We start from the raw sequence: 16,370 nt of genomic DNA, 5'->3' as shown, positions 1-16,370 counted from the left end.
TGCCTTTCCTTATCAGTCATGGTTCGGTCAACCCTTCGAGTTCTGGGTGGTTGGAGGGGGGTCAGCTGTTCAGAAAGCCGAGGATGTGGTCGGCGACCGACTTGGGCTGTTCGAGGTGCAGGAAGTGCCCCGCGCCGAGGACAGCCCGACGTTCGTGATGTACAGATCCAGTCCGGCGATGGAACTCGCCGTCGCCAGGATCGCGAGGGTCAGACCGGGCCTTGCCAGCCTGGAAGGCGTCGCAACGTTGGGCGGCGCGGAGGAGCGCAAAGGCATGGGTTGCTCTCCATCGCGCCAGGCGTACACACACCCTGTCCGGTGAGCTCAGGATGATTGTGTACTGAACAGTCAGAAACCTAGATGGTTCTGTACTGGGTTGTCAATAACGGCGGGTCGGCTTTACCTTCGGTGTATGGCGAGACCACGAAGCTTCGACCGCGACCACGTCCTGCATGCCGCCGAGCGGCAGTTCCGCGCCTCGGGCTACAACGGCACGAGCGTCGACGACATCAGCGCCGCCACCGGCCTGGGCCGCGGCAGCCTCTATGCCGCGTTCGACGGCAAGCACGGCGTGCTGCTGCAGGCGATGGCCGGCTACTTCGCCCGGCTGGGGCAGTTTGCGCCGAAAGCGCTCGCCGGACCGGACGAGGGTGCCCTGGAACGACTGCACGCGTACTTGCTCCGCGCCGTCCACGGGGTGCCACTCGCCGCCGACGTACCCCCCGCCCCTGACCGGGCGGCGGCGGCCTGCTTCGCCGCCAAGATGGCCCTGGAGATCGGCGCCTCCGACTCCGAGGTGAAACGCCTGGCCAACGACTGCTTCTCCGTGCTCGCGACGGCGGTGGCCGAGTGTGTGCGAGCGGCGCAGCGCAACGGCGACATCGACCCCGACGCGGATCCCGACGACCTTGCCTACCTTCTGCTGACCATCATCCGCGGGACCGATGTCGTAGGCGCGTACGGCCACAGTCCCGCCCGCCTGACCTCGATTGCGGAGAGCGCGTTCGCCTTGCTGCCTCGCCCGCGCCACCGCTGAGAAGGGCACGGCCGGCCTCATTGCACAGGCATCTGATGCGGTCGGCCCACTTCGACGCCGCGAAGGCACGGCCCGTAGGTTTACGCGCCGCCGTGACCTCGTGTGTTGGCGCGTGCTGTGGTGTTCCCCGGCGGTGTGGGCAACACCCACCAGGACCCCAAGGCGTTCGCCAGTCTCCTCCACGACGTGGAGACCAAGATCTTCGACGTCCTCCCGGACGAGACGTGGATCTACCCGGGGCACGGCGACGACACGACGCTGGGCGCGGAGCGTCCGCAACTGCCGGAGTGGCACGCGCGCGGGTGGTGAACGGCTACGCGGGGCGCGGGAGCGCCTGAGGGGTGAGCCGCGCACGCGCCCCGTGTGAATCGTTCACACGCGCCGGTGTCGCACGTACGCTCCCCTCTTTTCTGGTTGAGCGGTCAACTGGTAGCAGCCCCGCGCAGGATGACGGCTCCTGTGCGGATGGGCCGCCGGCCTGTCGATCCCCGCCCTCGGCCGGCGGCCCCGGCCTGCGAGGTGTGTCCTGCCTACGCCTGTGCCTGGCCCGCCTTCGCGAGTGCCGCGACGCGCTCCACGCCGAACACGTACCCCTGCACCCCGCACCCGGCGATGACCCCGTCGGCACGCAGAGAGACGTAGGAGTGGTGCCGGAACGACTCGCGCCGGTGGATGTTGGAGATGTGGACCTCTAGTACCGGCATGCCGTCGCAGGTGTTGAGGGCATCCAGGAGGGCGACGGAGGTGTGCGAGTAGGCACCCGGGTTGATCACGATCCCGCAGTGGTTCAGCCGCGCCTCGTGGATCCAGTCCACCAACTCCCCCTCGTGGTTGGACTGGCGGAAGTCGACCGTGCCGCCGTGCGCGGCCGCCGCCTTGGCGCACAGCGCCTCGACGTCGTCCAGGGTGTCGGAGCCGTAGATCTCCGGCTGACGCTGGCCGAGCAGATTCAGGTTGGGGCCGTTGAGGATCATGATCGGGGCGTTGGCCAGGCTGCGGGGCACGGTTCCTCCGGTCCGTTCGGTCGAGCGGCCCGCGGCAGGGCCGCCGCTCGCACCCCGGTTTATCACGGTGCGCCGAAGGGACGCCGAGCCGGGCACACCGATCCGCGGCCGTAGATTCCCTACCGGGGCGTCGTGCGGGTCGATGGTCCGGCCCGGCGCATCACCGTCACGTGCTGAGGGCCCCCGGGCCCCCGCGCGCCCCCGTAACTCGCCGTCACGGTGGGTAGTTGACGCGGCATGCACGACGTACGCACCGTAAGGGCACCCTCCATGCCGCGCCTGGCGGCGGCCTCGCTCGCCGGCACGGCCATCGAGTTCTACGACTTCTTCGTCTACGGGACCGCCGCGGCCCTGATCCTGGGGCCGCTGTTCTTCCCGACCTTCTCGCCGGTGGCCGGGACGCTGGCCGCCTTCGCCACCTTCGGCGTGGGCTTCGTGGCACGGCCGCTGGGGTCTGTGCTGTTCGGGCACATCGGGGACCGGCGGGGGCGGCGGCCGGTCCTGGTCGCATCGCTGCTGCTCACCGGTGCCTCCACGGTCGCGGTGGGCTGTGTGCCGACGTACGACACGATCGGTGTGGCCGCCCCCCTGCTGCTCCTGGTCCTGCGCTTCCTCCAGGGGCTCGGGCTCGGTGGGGAGTGGGGCGGCGCGGTGCTGCTGACGGTGGAGCACGCGCCCGCCGGGCGGCGTGGGCTGTGGTCGAGCTTCCCGCAGGTCGGTCCCGCGCTGGGGTTCCTGCTCGCCAACGGTGTGGTGCTGGGGCTGTCGGCGACGCTGTCCGAGGCGCAGTTCGCCGCGTGGGGGTGGCGGGTGCCGTTCTGGGCGGCCGGGGTGCTGGCCGTCGTGGGACTGTGGCTGCGCTCCTCACTCACCGAAAGCCCCGGATTCCTCGAGCTCGAAGACCACGCGCGCGTGCCGCTCGCCGAGGTCGTGCGTGACCACTGGCGACTCCTCCTGCTCACCGGCGGGGCGCTCGCGATCGGCTACGCGATCTTCTACGCGGTGACCACCTGGTCGCTCGCCTACGGCACGGAACGGCTCGGGGTGAGCCGCGGCACCATGCTGACCTGCATCATGGGCTCGGTGGTCGTGAAGGGCGCGCTCACGCCGCTGGTCGCTCTGCTCGGTGACCGTTACGGCCGGCGCCCCCTGTGCCTGGCCGGGTGCGCGGCCGCCGCACTGTGGATGTTCCCGATGGTCGCGCTCCTCGCCACCGGCGAGCCGCTGCCCATGTTCCTCGGCTTCCTCGGGGCGATGCTCTCCTTCATCACGATGTTCGCCGTGATCGCCGCGTATCTGCCGGAGCTGTACGCACCGCGGGTGCGCTGCACGGGCGCCGCCGTCGGCTACAACCTCGGCGGGGTGATCGGCGGCGCGCTCACCCCGATCGTGGCGACGGCGCTGGCCGAGCAGGGCGGGCGGGTGCCCTGGGGCGTGGCCGCCTATCTGACGGCGATCGCGCTGTTCAGCCTCGGGTGCTTCGCACTGCTGCCGGAGACGCGTCCGGTGCCCGTGGCCGCGGTGGAGGCGACTACGGGTTGATCACCGGTTCCGGGCACGCCGCGAGCAGCACCATGTGGGTGGTGGTGCTGAGCCCGAGCACCAGCGGGCCGGAGAGCCGCACGGACGCGAGGGCGACCGCGGGAAGGTCGGTCCGATCGGGCCATGATCATGCGCTGATCGTCGCAGACGGGCAGGGGCCCCGCACTCCGTCCGTCGTGCGGGGCCCCTCACCGGGCCGCGGGGCTGGTCGGGTTGTCCCTTCGTGCGCCGCGGTCAGACGTCGATGCTGTCCTTCGGAGCGCTTCCGCTCTGCCCCTGCGCGGCCTCGGCCGCCGCCTGCTTCTTGGAAGCCCGCAGGCTGGTGATCGTGGTGACGATCAGGACGGAGCAGATCACGCCGAGCGAGACCGGAATGCTGATCTCGGGGACGTGCACCCCGGACTCGTGCAGGGCGTGCAGCACCAGCTTCACGCCGATGAAGCCCAGGATGATCGACAGGCCGTAGCTGAGGTGGACCAGCTTCTTCAGCAGGCCGCCGATGAGGAAGTACAGCTGACGCAGACCCATCAGGGCGAACGCGTTGGCCGTGAAGACGATGTACGGGTCCTGGGTCAGGCCGAAGATCGCCGGGATGGAGTCGAGGGCGAACAGCACGTCCGTCGTGCCGATCGCGAGCATCACGACCAGCATCGGGGTCATGACCCGCTTGCCGTTCTGCTCGATCCACAGCTTGGTGCCGTGGTAGCGGTCGGCCACACCGAAGCGGCGCTCGGCGGCCTTGAGCAGCTTGTTCTCCTCGTACTCCTCGTCCTCCTCGTCAGCGCGGGCCTCCTGGATGAGCTTCCAGGCGGTCCAGATCAGGAAGGCGCCGAAGAGGTAGAAGACCCAGGAGAAGCTGGCGAGGATCGCCGCACCGGCTGCGATGAAGATCGCCCGCAGGACCAGGGCTATGAGGACACCGATCAGCAGCACCCGCTGCTGGTACTGCGACGGCACCGCGAACTTCGCCATGATCAGGACGAAGACGAAGAGGTTGTCGACGCTCAGTGACTTCTCGGTGATGAAGCCCGCGAAGAACTCACCGGCCGGCTGGCCGCCTCCGAACACGAGCAGACCGAGCCCGAAGAGCACGGCGAGAACGATCCAGACGATGGTCCAGATCCCGGCTTCCTTGATGGACACGTCGTGCGGCTTGCGGCCGATGAAGAAGTCGACCGCGATCAGGGCGGCGAGACCCACGATCGTCAGGACCCATAGGGTCACGGAAACATCCACTGCGCCTCCGGCAGTCGTTAACGGCAAATGTCAGCGTCGTCGCTGCCGGAGGTCTCTTCCACCCAAGGATGGGCCGACGCCCCGGGATCTGGCCTGATCCGTATTGACGGGTACGTCGCAGCAGACAGGGAGTACTCCCCTCCGTGCCGAAAACAGTACCGCAATCACCAAGAACAGGTAAAGCCCTTGGCAAAAGAAAGACCAAACTCGCAGGTCAGGTGGCTTTACGTGTGCTTGGCACGGGCGGCCGCGACCTGAGTGAGCACCTGCTGGAGGACCTGGCTGCCCGGCGGCACGAGCGGGGGTTCGTACGTCCAGGCATGACCGACCCAGGGGTCGGCGAGGTGGTCGTCGGCCACCGGGGTCAGTCGCAGCAGCGAACGCCACAGCGGGTCGAGCAACGGCCCGTACGCGGACGACTCCTCGCGGTCGGCCACGATCATCAGGTGAACACCGAAAGCGGGGCCCTCGTCGGCGAGGTAACGCAGCTGGTTCACGGCCCGGTCGTCGAAGCCGTGCGGGAAGTCGTTGACGATCAGCACCTGCTGGGACGTGTCGAAGCCCGGTGGGAGGGAGTCGGCGGCGCCTCCCCGTACCGCCATCTGCACCAGGTCGACCCGCTGTGTGAGCCGTGCCAGGACGTCCGCCACCCCTGCGGCGCCGAGCGCGGGCGGAGCCGCGAGCACACCGGTCCGCACGAGGGGTGCCAACGGCCCTGCTCCGGAACCGGCCGGGTCGATGACGTGGACGGCGAACTCGCCCGCCGGATGCACGGCGAGCAGCCGGGCCGCGTGCGCGACAGCCGCCTCCATGGCGAGACGCCCCAGGGCGTGCGCCTCGGCGGACGAACCGTCGGACGGCCCGGTCCGTCCGACGGTTCGTCCGCTGTCGATCCACAGACCGCGCTCCAGCGGCAGCCGGGCCAGCATCGGGATCCGGATCGGGTCGGCCTCGGGCAGATGGAGGTTGCCCAGGCGCACGGCCATGGGTATCTCCGTCGGTACGCGGTAGGCGTGCCACACGGGACTGTCCCAGCGGGCGTACGCCGGTGGCAGGGCCGGTTCGACGACCTCGGCCTCGGCCGTGAGCTGGGCGAGGTCCCGGTCGAAGGCCTCCCTGGCCTGGGCCACGAGCTGGGCGTGCCGGGCACGGGCCGCCTCGCGGGCGGCGTCGCCCTGCCCGCCGATCCGGCTGCGCGGGTCGGACAGGAGCTGTTCCAGCTCCTTGTCCCTGCGTGAGTCGGCGAAGTCCACGGCACCGCGGTAGGCGGCGGTGGTGCGGGCGAGGTCCTCGAACATGCCCCACACCTGGTTGTAGAGCCGCTCGTCCATGGACCAGCCGGTCGCATCACCCGCGATGGGCGTTCGGGGCTGCCCGGGAGCGGCCGGGGGTGCGGTCGGCGGAGGTGTGGGCGGGGCGGCGTTCTGACGGCGCGGGTGGCTGTAGTCGATCGGGCCGCCACTCGCGGCGGTGGGCCGGGGGGCGGCGGACGGGTCCGGCGTGCCGCCGGGGTACGCCGGCGGCTGCGGTGCGGGCTGCCCCGGCCCACCTGGTGTCTGCCCGCCGTTCGGGGGCATCGGGGAGTCGTCCTGGGGAGCCGTGCGGCCCTGGTCCGGTCCGAAGGCCGGGGCCGCCGCCCGGCGGGAGCGGTCGCCCTCCGCCGAAAGGGGCGGGGGCGCCTGCACCGGGCGTGGCATCCCCTCGGCCACCGCCTCGTTGATGGTGCCCGCGAGTTCCCGGGCCTGCGGCAGGCCCTGGTCGGTGAGGAGCTCGGCGAGGCCGCCCGCGTAGCCCTGGCCGACCGCCCGCACCTTCCAGGCACCCTGCCTGCGGTAGAGCTCCAGGGCGACGACCGCCGACTCGGTGTCCAGGCCGGTGATGGTGTAACCGGCGATCTCCGTGCCGTCGAGGCCGGCGACCGCGACGTAGGGGGCGGGCAAGCCGCCGAAGCGCTCCGGGCCGCCGATGCCGTGGAGCAACGCGATCAGCACGTTGACACGGCACACCGGCTCCGGCATCGCGCCGAGGTCGACGGCCAGCCGGTGTTGCGCGGCGGCCCGCCGCGGCGCCTCCAGGCCGGGGACGATCGGCGAGCCCGGGTGTGCCACCCACTCGGGACCCGGCACCCGGCCGTCCTCGTCGGACAGCGTGGCACCCGCGATCACCGGATGACCGGCGGACAGCCGTATCTCAAGCCGCGGTCCGGGCAACCGGCAGTTCTGCCCCTGCGCCAGCTCGGTGGCCATCGCGTCCTCCCCCCGTCCTGTCCCGGCCCGCTAGAGGTGCGGCACGATGGCCGGAACAAGGTCACGGATCGTACGGCCGTGACTGGGCTCGCCGATCGCCTGCATGCTCCACCCCGTGCCCTGACGGGTCATCTTCGCCATGATCTGGGCGGTGGCCGAGCCGCCGCCGGTGAGGGTGTAGCGGGCGAGTTCCTGGCCGGTGGTCTCGTCGACCAAGCGGCAGAAGGCGTTCTGCACCTCGGCGAACGTCTGGCCGGTGAAGGAGTTCACCGTGAAGACGATCTGGTTGATGTGCACCGGCACCCGCATCAGGTCGACGAGGATCGACTCGTCGTCGCCGCCCTGGCCGGCACCGCCGACGCGGTTGTCACCGGTGTGGCGGACGGAGCCGTCGTCGCTCACGAGCTGCTGGAACCAGACGGCGCCCACCACCTCCTGGTCGGCGAACATCAGGGCCGAGGCGTCGAGGTCGATCTCCTTCGTACGACTGCCGAAGAAACCACGACGCGGGGCGGCCTGCCATCCCAGACCCATCCTGACGGCCGTCAGACTGCCGCCGTCGGACTTCTGCAAGCTGACGGCCTGGCCCTTGGACAAGTTGACGCTCACGCGAGTCCTCTCCTCATGCGGTGCCTGCGGCCGGACGGCCGGACGGGCCGCGATGTGACTGCTCTTCGGCAACTAAATGCCTTGGGGCCGGACACCGCCACCCCGCACGGGACGTTTGTGTCAGGGTTGCAACACGGTCGCCACCAGGCCCGGCGCGCCGCGATCATCCGTACCGGCAGCCGCGGAATGGGTGAACGGGCAGGGCTGATGCGTCTACGCTGCTTTCGGCGACAGTGATCGGGGGTGCGATGAGGCCTCGGGTGGTGTTCGTGCACGGGGTGGGCGGTCCGCGGGACCGCGTCGGCGAACTGGCCTCTTGGACGGACGCGTTGGCGTCGGGAATGCGCGGGGCGGGCCATTCCGATGTGGCGGACGCGCTGTCGGGCGGTGAGGTCGACCGTGCGTTCGTCTACTACGGCGATCTCTTCCGGCCCGCGCAGTCCCAGGGATCCACGGTGGAGATCGTGGACGCCGAGTCGGCGGAGTTGGTCCTGGAGTTGCTCGACGAGGTGCTGGCCGGGCTTTCCGAGCCGCTTCCGGACGTTCCGGCCGGCGAGCGGGAAGCGACGCGCGCCGAGATCCTGGCGCACGCGCGTGCGGAGTTACTCCCGCACCCCCAGGAGCAGGGCACGATGGCGGCGGTGCGCCGGGCCCTCAACGCGGCCACCACCGTGCTGTCCATGCGGCTGTTCCGTGGCCTGGGCCAGTGGGCGGCCCCCAAGCTGATGGTGCGCGACCTCGGGCAGGTGGCCCGCTACCTCGCCCGGCGGGAGCCCGACCGGGCGGGCCGGACGCTCGACACGGTGATCCGCGACCGTGTGACGGAGCAATGCGCTCCGGGCTCCACGGTGCTGGTGGCCCATTCGCTCGGCACGGTGGTCACTTGGGAAGCCCTGCACGAACGCCCCTCTCCGGTACAACTGCTGGTGACCATGGGGTCGCCGCTCGGCATGCGCACCGTCGTGTGGCCACGGCTGGTGCCGCGACCGCCGTGCACGCCCGAACGGGTCCGTGCGTGGCTGAACTTCTACGACCCCGACGATCCGGTGGCCGTACGCCACCGTCTGGAGGACGACTTCGGGCCCAACAGCGCACAGGTGCGGCCGGACAGCAGGAGAGTCGACTCGGTCGGCCTCTGGGTCCATCCCGCGGTGCTCTATCTGGCACAGCCCGGTGTGGCCGGTCCGATCGCCGAGACACTGCGCGCCGCCCTCGCCGGAGAACGATGACGGCGCTCCCACGTCACCTGCTCGTGATCGGCGCCCAGTGTGCGGCCATGGGGCACCTCGACCGGCTGGAGGAATCGGCCCGTCTGCTGCACAGCGTGCTGACGGACCGGCACCTCGGGGGGTGCGTCCCAGGGCTGCCCGACGGCCGCTCCCTGGTCCTCGGACCGGGGCTGACCGGCGCCAGGATCGCGGACCTGGTCCGTGAGGCCTACCGCTTCGCGGGCGAGCGCGGCGCCGTCCTGGTGGTGGCGCTGCTCGGGCACGGCTTCACCCCTGGCGCCTCCGGTTCCCTCTATTACATGGGCACCGACTCCCAGCCGGAGGTGCGTGACCAGGCGGTCGAGGTCGGCCCGCTGCTTCGGGACGCGGCCGACCGGGACGGTGTGCAGGGGGTCGTGTGCGTCGTGGACACCTGCCATGCCGGCGGCGCCATGCCGAACTCCAGCGAACTGGCGACCGGCGTGAGGGGTGGCAGCGCACGGCTGGCGGTGCTGATGTCCTGCTCGGCCGCCCAGCAGTCGATCGACCTCCGGATGTCCCGGGAACTCGCGGCCGTGCTGCAGCAAGGGCAGGCCCAGGCCGGGCAGTTCGTCGACGTCGCCACTGCCGCCGGAGCGCTGCGCGGCCGGCTCCCCCGCCAGAGTGTCGGGTGCGGGATCCTGGACAGTCATCCACTCGCCCGGGAACCCCTGTGGCTGGCGCGCAACCTCCGCCACGCCGGGAACTCCGCTCTGCCCCGCACCGGCACCCCCGGGCCCCGGGCACGGGCGGAACTCTCGGCCGCCCTCTCCGCTCTGGACCCCCCACTGGACCACAGCCAGGTGCCGGCCACCCTGGACGACGCCTCGGCACTGCTCACCGCGTTGGCATCCCGGCCGGCCGACCCCATGACGGTGCGGGCGACGCGCGCCGCGGAGGGCCTCGTCATGGCGTTCCGTACCGTGGAGCTGCTCTCCGGCCGGCTCGGCGGCGAGGTGACCACCGCCCACCTGCGTCACGCCCTCGGCGCCGTGCTGACCGCGGAGACCGAGCTGCCGAGGGTCCGCCCTCAGCCGACCGTCGCGGACGCCGTCGACCACTTCGTCTACGACCATCCGCTCAGTGATCCGGAGCGCCTGCGCGGGCTCACCCGGTTCGTGGCACTGCTGGCGCTGGAAACCGGACAGGACCCGTCCGATCCCGTCGTACGGCAGTGGGCCCAGGCCATCAACGCCTCCACGGCGCTCAACGACGCCCTCGCCTTCGCTCGAGCCCAGCGGGAGAACCGGCAGCTCAGCCTGGTGGTCAGCCTGCATGCCTCACTGACCGGCGACTGGCCCGACTCGCTGGACGCCTGGCTGGTGCGCGACGGCGACATCGTGGACCGGACTCAGTTCGAGACGCCCGAAGCCGACCAGACGAGCGTGGAGAAGGCCCTCGACGAAGCCGTCCTCTGGGCCGACGAGCTGGCCTGCGAACTCCGTGTCGAGCTGCGTCGGCTCGATATCGCCCTCCCGGCCGCGCTGCTGCTGAAGTGGCGCCCGGAGGAGGCCGGAGAGGGCATCCGCATAGGCCACCACTACGACGTGGTCCTGCACTGGAGCGGGCGGCTCGCGCCGACGCGGCTGCTGAGAAAGCTGCGCGGTGTGGTGAAGGACCGCTGGGAACAGATGGTGAACTGCACCGGCGACATCCCGCTGGACTGGCTCGACCGCCACGCCGTGCAGGACCGCGATGTGCTGCGCGGCGAGTTGTACAAGGGCCGGTACGCCAAGGGCATCGGCCTGCTGCACCATCCCGGCGGCGACCATCCGCTGGTGGAGCTGCTCCTGTCGTACACCCCGGTGTTCGTGTGGCCGCAGAACGACGACCGTGCCGCCGAGTGGCCGGACAGTCTCGACCGCTACTGGCCGACCATGCCGGTCGGTATCGCTCAGGCCTACCGTCGGCGCTGGCTGGGCGCCCAGGACGATCCGGTCGCGGACCTGCGGCTGGTGTGGGACAGCGGCGAGTGGCTCGCGTTCTGCCGCAGCGTCGCCCAGCCCGTACCGCCGTCGGCGCCTCGCCCCTGCCTGGAGGACACGTGACCTGGAACAGCTACTACACCGGTACCGGAGAGCCCCGGCCGCACGTCTGGCTGCCCCCGGCGCCTCCATGGCGGACCTTCCCGCACCGGCCGGCCGGAGACGTCTTCCAGCCGCCCGAAGGGCTGACCGACGCGGTGAACGCGGCGCTGTGCCTTCGACGGCCGCTGCTGCTCACCGGCCCGCCCGGCTCGGGCAAGTCGACGGTCATCGAGCAGGTGGCGCTGGAGCTGGGCCTCGGGGCGGTACTGCGCTGGCAGATCACCTCCCGCAGCACTCTGGCCGACGCGCTCTACCGCTACGACGCGCTCGGCCGCATCCACGCCCACCAGCTGTCCCGGGATCGCGGCGACACCTTCGGCGCGGCGGACGACATCGCCGCTTTCCTGCAACTCGGCCCGCTGGGCAGTGCCCTGCTGCCCGCCAGGCGGCCGCGCGCGCTGCTCATCGACGAGATCGACAAGGCGGATCTCGATCTGCCCGGGGACCTGCTCGACGTGCTGGAGCGCGGCGAGTTCACCGTCGTCGAACTGCTGCGCGAGAACCGGACGGTGGCCGATGTGCGCACCTGGGAGGCGGAGGTCGTGCACCGGATCGAGAACGGCAGGGTCCGCTGCACCGAGTTCCCCTTCATCGTGATGACCAGCAACGGGGACCAGGAAATGCCCCCCGCCTTCCTGCGCCGCTGCGTCCGGTACACCATGCCCCCGCCCACGGTCGCGCTCATGTGCGACGTGGTGCGCAAGCATCTGCGCCTCGAAGTCCGGCCGTCGAGCCCGGAGGCGGAACTCGTCCAGGAATTCGTCGAGCGCGTGGGAGCGGGGGAAACGGTCGCGGTCGACCAGTTGCTCAGCACGCTGCACATCCTCAGCGGTACCCCGTCGGCGGACTCCGCCGAACGGGAGCGGGTGAAGCGGCTGCTGATGAAGGACCTCTCCCGTGCCTGACCGACGGCAGCCCGACGGGGAGCCGGTCGACGCGCTGGCGCGCCTCACCCGGGCGGTGCTGCGCCTGGACCCGGGCCGGGACGCCCTGGGCGTCGCGGAACTGCTGTGGCTCGCCGGAATCGGCCCGCAGCAACGGGAACCCGCGGACGACGCCGGTCCGGCGTCCCTCCAGGGGGTCATGCCGGTCAAGCCGTCCGCTGCCGATCCCGTCGCCACCGGCACACCCCCTCCACCCGAAGACGGCGCGGACGACCCCACGCCCGACGTCGAGACCGAGACGGAGACCGTCACGGAGCGCTCCGTGGCGACCCCCGGTGGCCGGCCGCTCCTCAGGGAACATGAACTGGTACGCGCCCTCTATCCGTTCAGACGGCGCTGGCCACGTGGGCGGGCACGCCGACTGGACGTCGATGCCACGGTGGCGGAGTACGGCCGCACGGGAGAACTCTCCCCGGTGTTCGCGCCGGCACCCGAGCGGTGGTTCGATCTCACCCTGATCATCGATCGCAGCACCACCATGTCCGTCTGGCAGGAGACGGCCGACCAACTCAGCCGCCTGCTCACGACGCTGAACGCCTTTCGTACGATCCGGATCCTCACGCTCGACGCGGATCTGCCCGCTCCTGACCTCCGCTCCCGCACGCGCGGATCCCCTGAGGGCGGCCCGCTGTCCGGCCCGGTGCCCCTCAGCCGACGCGGGCTCGTCCTCGTGTTCTCCGACTGCACCTCATACGCGTGGCAGAGCGGGTACCTCTGGGAACAGCTGCGCGGGTGGACCCGCACCCACGTCACCGCCCTCGTCAACCCGCTGCCCACGCGCATCTGGCGGCACGTGGGCGTGGATCTGACCGCGGTCCGGGTCTCTTCCCCTGGGGCGCCGGGGGCGTCGAACAGTGGACTGCTCTTTCGGACACCGCCGGAGGCAGGGGAGTTGCCCGTCCCGACCGTGACGTTGTCGCCGCGGCCGGTCGGCCGCTGGGCGCGCACGTTGATGCGTTGCAGCCCCGAGGGGTGCGACGCGTTGCTGCTGCCCGCTCCCGGCAGAGAATCCGCCCGCTGGGGGCCCGCGGCCGAGGAGCACGGTTCCCAGGAGCCCGACCATGTGTTGGCGAAGGCCTTCCGTAACCGGGCCTCGACGGCTGCGGTGCGGCTGGCCGTGCTCTGCTCCCCCTTCCCGGAGCTGAGCCTTCCGCTGTTGCGCCTGATCGCGGACGAGCTCGTGCCCGAGGCCACCGAATCCGACCTGGCGGAGTTCCTCGTGGGCGGGCCCGTCGTCCCGGGCAAGCGGGTCCAAGCCGGGGAGGAGTCGGCATGGGTGCGGTACCGGCCCGCGGCCCGGGGTTATTTCACCTCTCTGCTCGGCACGCATGAGGCGTGGCAGCTCTACGACGCGCTGACCCGGGCGGTGGCCCGCGGCCCCGGCCCCCGAAACCGGAGGCGCCTGTCGGGCCACGGACAACTTTCCTTCGGTTCGGGACCGGATCTCGCGGACGGCGCGTCCTTCGCCGACGCACCGGCCAGGGTGCTGGAGCTGCTGGGGATCGCGCTGGTGCAGGAGCCGGTCGAAGAGCCGGTCGAAGAGCCGGTCGAGGAGCCGGCCCCGCCACCGGTCGACGGGCGGACACCGGCCGAGGACGCGGCGTCGGAGCCGGCGGAGGGCATCCGGCACGAACTGCCCCCGCTGCCGGCCTCGGGGAGCGTTCAGCTGTCCAGGGGGCAGCAGGTGGTTCTGCGGCGGGCCGGAGTCCGCCTGAGCACGGTGCGCGTCCAGGTGAGCTGGCAGGCCGTCAGGCGCCGCGGCCTGTTCCGGTCCCGCCTTCGGGAGATCGATCTGGATGTCTCGGCCGTCCTGTTCGCCGACAGGCAGCCTGTGGACGTGGTCTTCTTCCGGCATCTGGTCAGCGACGACGGCTCCGTTCGGCACACCGGTGACTCCCTGGTCGACGACGTCGACGAGGCCGTCCTGGTCTCCCTTCAGCGGGTCCCCGTGCACATCGACGCCATCATCATGACGCTGAACTCCTTCACGGGGCAGACGTTCATCGATGTGGAGAGCGTCCGCTGCCGGGTCATCGACGAGAACACCAAACAGGAAGTCGTCGGCTTCGTACTCACCGGCGGCGACCAGTCAACGGCTCGGATCCTTGTCAGACTCAGCCGTCTGGGCAGCGAGGACTGGAGCATCACCATGCTCGATGTACCGGCCAACGGCCGCACCTTCCAGGACCTCATGCCCGCGATGATGCCGCTCCTGTAGCCGGGCCGCCTGGTGACCCGTCAGGCCAATCCCGCCTCCTTCATCTGACGCAGTTCCTTCTTCATCTCGGAGACCTCGTCGCGCAGCCGGGCCGCGACCTCGAACTGGAGCTCAGCGGCCGCGGCCCGCATGCGCGTGGTGAGCTCCTCGATCTGCTCGGCGAGTTCCGCCGCGGGGCGGTCGGTCGGCACCGTCTCCTTCGCCCTGCCCCTGCCCTTGGCGGGCTTGGCCGCCTCGGCCGCCTTGCCACCGAGGGAGGGCACGGGCGCCTTGGTGCCTCCGCCGTCCTTCCGGCCCTTGCGGTAGCCCGAACCGAGCAGCTGCTCGGTGTCGACGTCCTCGCGGGCGATCTGGGCGACGATGTCGTTGATCTTCTTGCGCAGCGGCTGAGGGTCGATGCCCTGCTCCGTGTTGTACGCGATCTGCTTCTCCCGGCGCCGGTTGGTCTCCTCGATGGCCTTCTCCATCGCCGGGGTGATCTTGTCCGCGTACATGTGGACCTGGCCGGAGACGTTGCGAGCGGCGCGGCCGATGGTCTGGATCAGGGAGGTGCCGGAGCGCAGGAAGCCCTCCTTGTCGGCGTCCAGGATCGCCACCAGGGACACCTCGGGCAGGTCGAGGCCCTCCCGCAGGAGGTTGATGCCGACGAGCACGTCGTACTCGCCGGCGCGCAGCTCGCGCAGCAGTTCGACCCGGCGCAGGGTGTCGACGTCGCTGTGCAGATAGCGGACCTGGATGCCGAGCTCCAGGAAGTAGTCCGTGAGGTCCTCGGCCATCTTCTTGGTGAGCGTGGTGACCAGGACGCGTTCGTCCTTCTCCGTGCGCTGCCGGATCTCGTGCACCAGGTCGTCGATCTGCCCCTCGGTGGGCTTGACCACGACCTCGGGGTCGACGAGGCCGGTGGGGCGGATGATCTGCTCGACGACGCCGTCCGAGCGGGACATCTCGTAGGTGCCCGGGGTGGCCGACAGGTAGACCGTCTGGCCGATGCGCTCCTGGAACTCCTCCCACTTCAGCGGCCGGTTGTCCAGGGCCGAGGGCAGCCGGAAGCCGTGGTCGACGAGGGTGCGCTTGCGGGAGGCGTCGCCCTCGTACATGGCGCCGATCTGCGGGACCGTGACGTGCGACTCGTCGATGACCAGCAGGAAGTCGTCGGGGAAGTAGTCCAGCAGGGTGTGGGGCGGGGAGCCCGGCAGGCGGCCGTCGAAGTGCATCGAGTAGTTCTCCACGCCGGAGCAGGAGCCGATCTGGCGGAGCATCTCGATGTCGTACGTGGTGCGCATCCTGAGGCGCTGGGCCTCCAGGAGCTTGCCCTGCTTCTCCAGCTCCGAGAGGCGTTCGCCGAGCTCCTTCTCGATGTCGTTGATGGCCCGCTCCATACGCTCGGGCCCCGCGACGTAGTGGGACGCCGGGAAGACGTAGAGCTGCTCGTCGTCGCTGATGATCTCGCCGGTGAGCGGGTGCAGCGTGGACAGCGCCTCGATCTCGTCGCCGAACATCTCGATGCGGACGGCCAGCTCCTCGTAGACCGGGAAGATCTCGATGGTGTCGCCGCGGACGCGGAAGGTGCCGCGGGTGAACGCCATGTCGTTGCGCGTGTACTGGATGTCCACGAAGCGGCGCAGCAGTTCGTCGCGGTCGATCTCCTCGCCGACCTTGAGGGGGACCATCCGGTCCACGTACTCCTGCGGGGTACCGAGGCCGTAGATGCAGGAGACCGAGGCGACCACGACGACGTCGCGGCGGGTGAGCAGCGAGTTGGTCGCGGAGTGGCGCAGCCGCTCGACCTCCTCGTTGATCGAGGAGTCCTTCTCGATGTAGGTGTCGGACTGCGGGACGTAGGCCTCGGGCTGGTAGTAGTCGTAGTACGAGACGAAGTACTCGACGGCGTTGTTCGGGAGCAGCTCGCGGAACTCGTTCGCCAGCTGGGCGGCGAGCGTCTTGTTCGGCGCCATCACGAGCGTGGGGCGCTGGAGCTTCTCGATCATCCACGCGGTGGTGGCGGACTTGCCGGTGCCGGTCGCGCCCAGGAGGACGACGTCCTTCTCGCCTGCCTCGATGCGCCGGGCCAGCTCGGCGATGGCCGCCGGCTGGTCGCCGTTCGGCTGGTAGGGGCTGACGACCTCGAAGGGCGCCACCGTGCGTTCGATGTGGGAAACGGGCCGCATGGGATCCACCGTACGACCCCGCACTGACAATGG

Annotated in this window: 11 protein-coding genes and 2 pseudogenes; 8 read left to right on the top strand and 5 right to left on the bottom strand. The window is 70.5% G+C overall.

Translation table 11 applies throughout. The features are described 5' to 3' along the window. Window positions 1-412: 412 nt before the first annotated feature. Together IE97_RS0128795 and IE97_RS0128790 are read left to right on the top strand one after the other, a co-directional pair. Window positions 413-1,036 (top strand): TetR/AcrR family transcriptional regulator, encoded by a 624-nt coding sequence (locus IE97_RS0128795; RefSeq protein ID WP_030246735.1) that lies wholly within the window; start codon window positions 413-415, stop codon window positions 1,034-1,036. A gap of 120 nt (window positions 1,037-1,156) precedes the next feature. After that, a pseudogene (locus IE97_RS0128790) lies at window positions 1,157-1,345 on the top strand (MBL fold metallo-hydrolase); the annotation flags it as partial. A 221-nt stretch (window positions 1,346-1,566) separates the two neighbouring features. Here IE97_RS0128790 and aroQ read toward each other — a convergent pair. Beyond that, the gene (aroQ, locus tag IE97_RS0128785) at window positions 1,567-2,040 is read right to left on the bottom strand and encodes a type II 3-dehydroquinate dehydratase (RefSeq protein WP_030246731.1); all 474 of its coding nucleotides are present in this window, start codon (window positions 2,038-2,040) and stop codon (window positions 1,567-1,569) included. 270 nt (window positions 2,041-2,310) lie between these two features. Between aroQ and IE97_RS0128780 the strand changes: the two genes are divergently transcribed. Beyond that, window positions 2,311-3,582, top strand: a complete 1,272-nt coding sequence (locus IE97_RS0128780) for an MFS transporter (protein ID WP_030246729.1) — start codon at window positions 2,311-2,313, stop codon at window positions 3,580-3,582. A 234-nt stretch (window positions 3,583-3,816) separates the two neighbouring features. On the opposite strand, the gene IE97_RS0128770 is transcribed toward IE97_RS0128780, so the two are convergent. From IE97_RS0128770 to IE97_RS0128760, 3 genes are all read right to left on the bottom strand, one after another. Next, window positions 3,817-4,818 carry a TerC/Alx family metal homeostasis membrane protein gene (locus IE97_RS0128770; RefSeq protein WP_030246728.1) on the bottom strand — a complete coding sequence of 334 codons (1,002 nt, stop codon included), beginning with the start codon at window positions 4,816-4,818 and terminating at the stop codon, window positions 3,817-3,819. Between the two features lie 224 nt (window positions 4,819-5,042). Next, complete coding sequence (locus IE97_RS0128765; RefSeq protein ID WP_030246727.1) at window positions 5,043-7,064, bottom strand: TerD family protein; 2,022 nt, start codon at window positions 7,062-7,064, stop codon at window positions 5,043-5,045. Window positions 7,065-7,094: 30 nt separating this feature from the next. Then, window positions 7,095-7,673, bottom strand: coding sequence for a TerD family protein (locus tag IE97_RS0128760; RefSeq protein ID WP_030246724.1), 579 nt, complete (start codon window positions 7,671-7,673; stop codon window positions 7,095-7,097). Between the two features lie 260 nt (window positions 7,674-7,933). Between IE97_RS0128760 and IE97_RS0128755 the strand changes: the two genes are divergently transcribed. From IE97_RS0128755 to IE97_RS0128740, 5 genes and pseudogenes are all read left to right on the top strand, one after another. Next, the gene (locus IE97_RS0128755) at window positions 7,934-8,902 is read left to right on the top strand and encodes a hypothetical protein (RefSeq protein WP_324605861.1); all 969 of its coding nucleotides are present in this window, start codon (window positions 7,934-7,936) and stop codon (window positions 8,900-8,902) included. After that, window positions 8,899-10,968 carry a hypothetical protein gene (locus IE97_RS0128750; protein WP_030246718.1) on the top strand — a complete coding sequence of 690 codons (2,070 nt, stop codon included), beginning with the start codon at window positions 8,899-8,901 and terminating at the stop codon, window positions 10,966-10,968. The genes IE97_RS0128755 and IE97_RS0128750 overlap by 4 nt, the downstream gene beginning before the upstream one ends. Next, a complete protein-coding gene (locus IE97_RS0128745; RefSeq protein ID WP_030246716.1) occupies window positions 10,965-11,912 on the top strand; it encodes an AAA family ATPase in 948 nt (315 codons plus the stop codon). The genes IE97_RS0128750 and IE97_RS0128745 overlap by 4 nt, the downstream gene beginning before the upstream one ends. Further along, window positions 11,905-13,314, top strand: a pseudogene (locus IE97_RS43505) (SAV_2336 N-terminal domain-related protein); the annotation flags it as partial. The gene IE97_RS0128745 and the pseudogene IE97_RS43505, both read left to right, overlap by 8 nt. A gap of 279 nt (window positions 13,315-13,593) precedes the next feature. Continuing rightward, a complete protein-coding gene (locus IE97_RS0128740) occupies window positions 13,594-14,169 on the top strand; it encodes a TerD family protein (protein ID WP_030246714.1) in 576 nt (191 codons plus the stop codon). 20 nt (window positions 14,170-14,189) lie between these two features. On the opposite strand, the gene uvrB is transcribed toward IE97_RS0128740, so the two are convergent. Further along, window positions 14,190-16,337 (bottom strand): excinuclease ABC subunit UvrB, encoded by a 2,148-nt coding sequence (uvrB, locus tag IE97_RS0128735; protein ID WP_030246711.1) that lies wholly within the window; start codon window positions 16,335-16,337, stop codon window positions 14,190-14,192. Window positions 16,338-16,370: the final 33 nt, after the last annotated feature.

Origin of the sequence: Streptomyces sp. NRRL S-455, from assembly GCF_000717875.1 — a bacterium.
In the GTDB taxonomy this organism is placed as follows: Bacteria; Actinomycetota; Actinomycetes; order Streptomycetales; family Streptomycetaceae; genus Streptomyces.
Note: the sequence above shows the minus strand (reverse complement) of the source record. Positions and strands in the feature narration are given on the sequence as shown.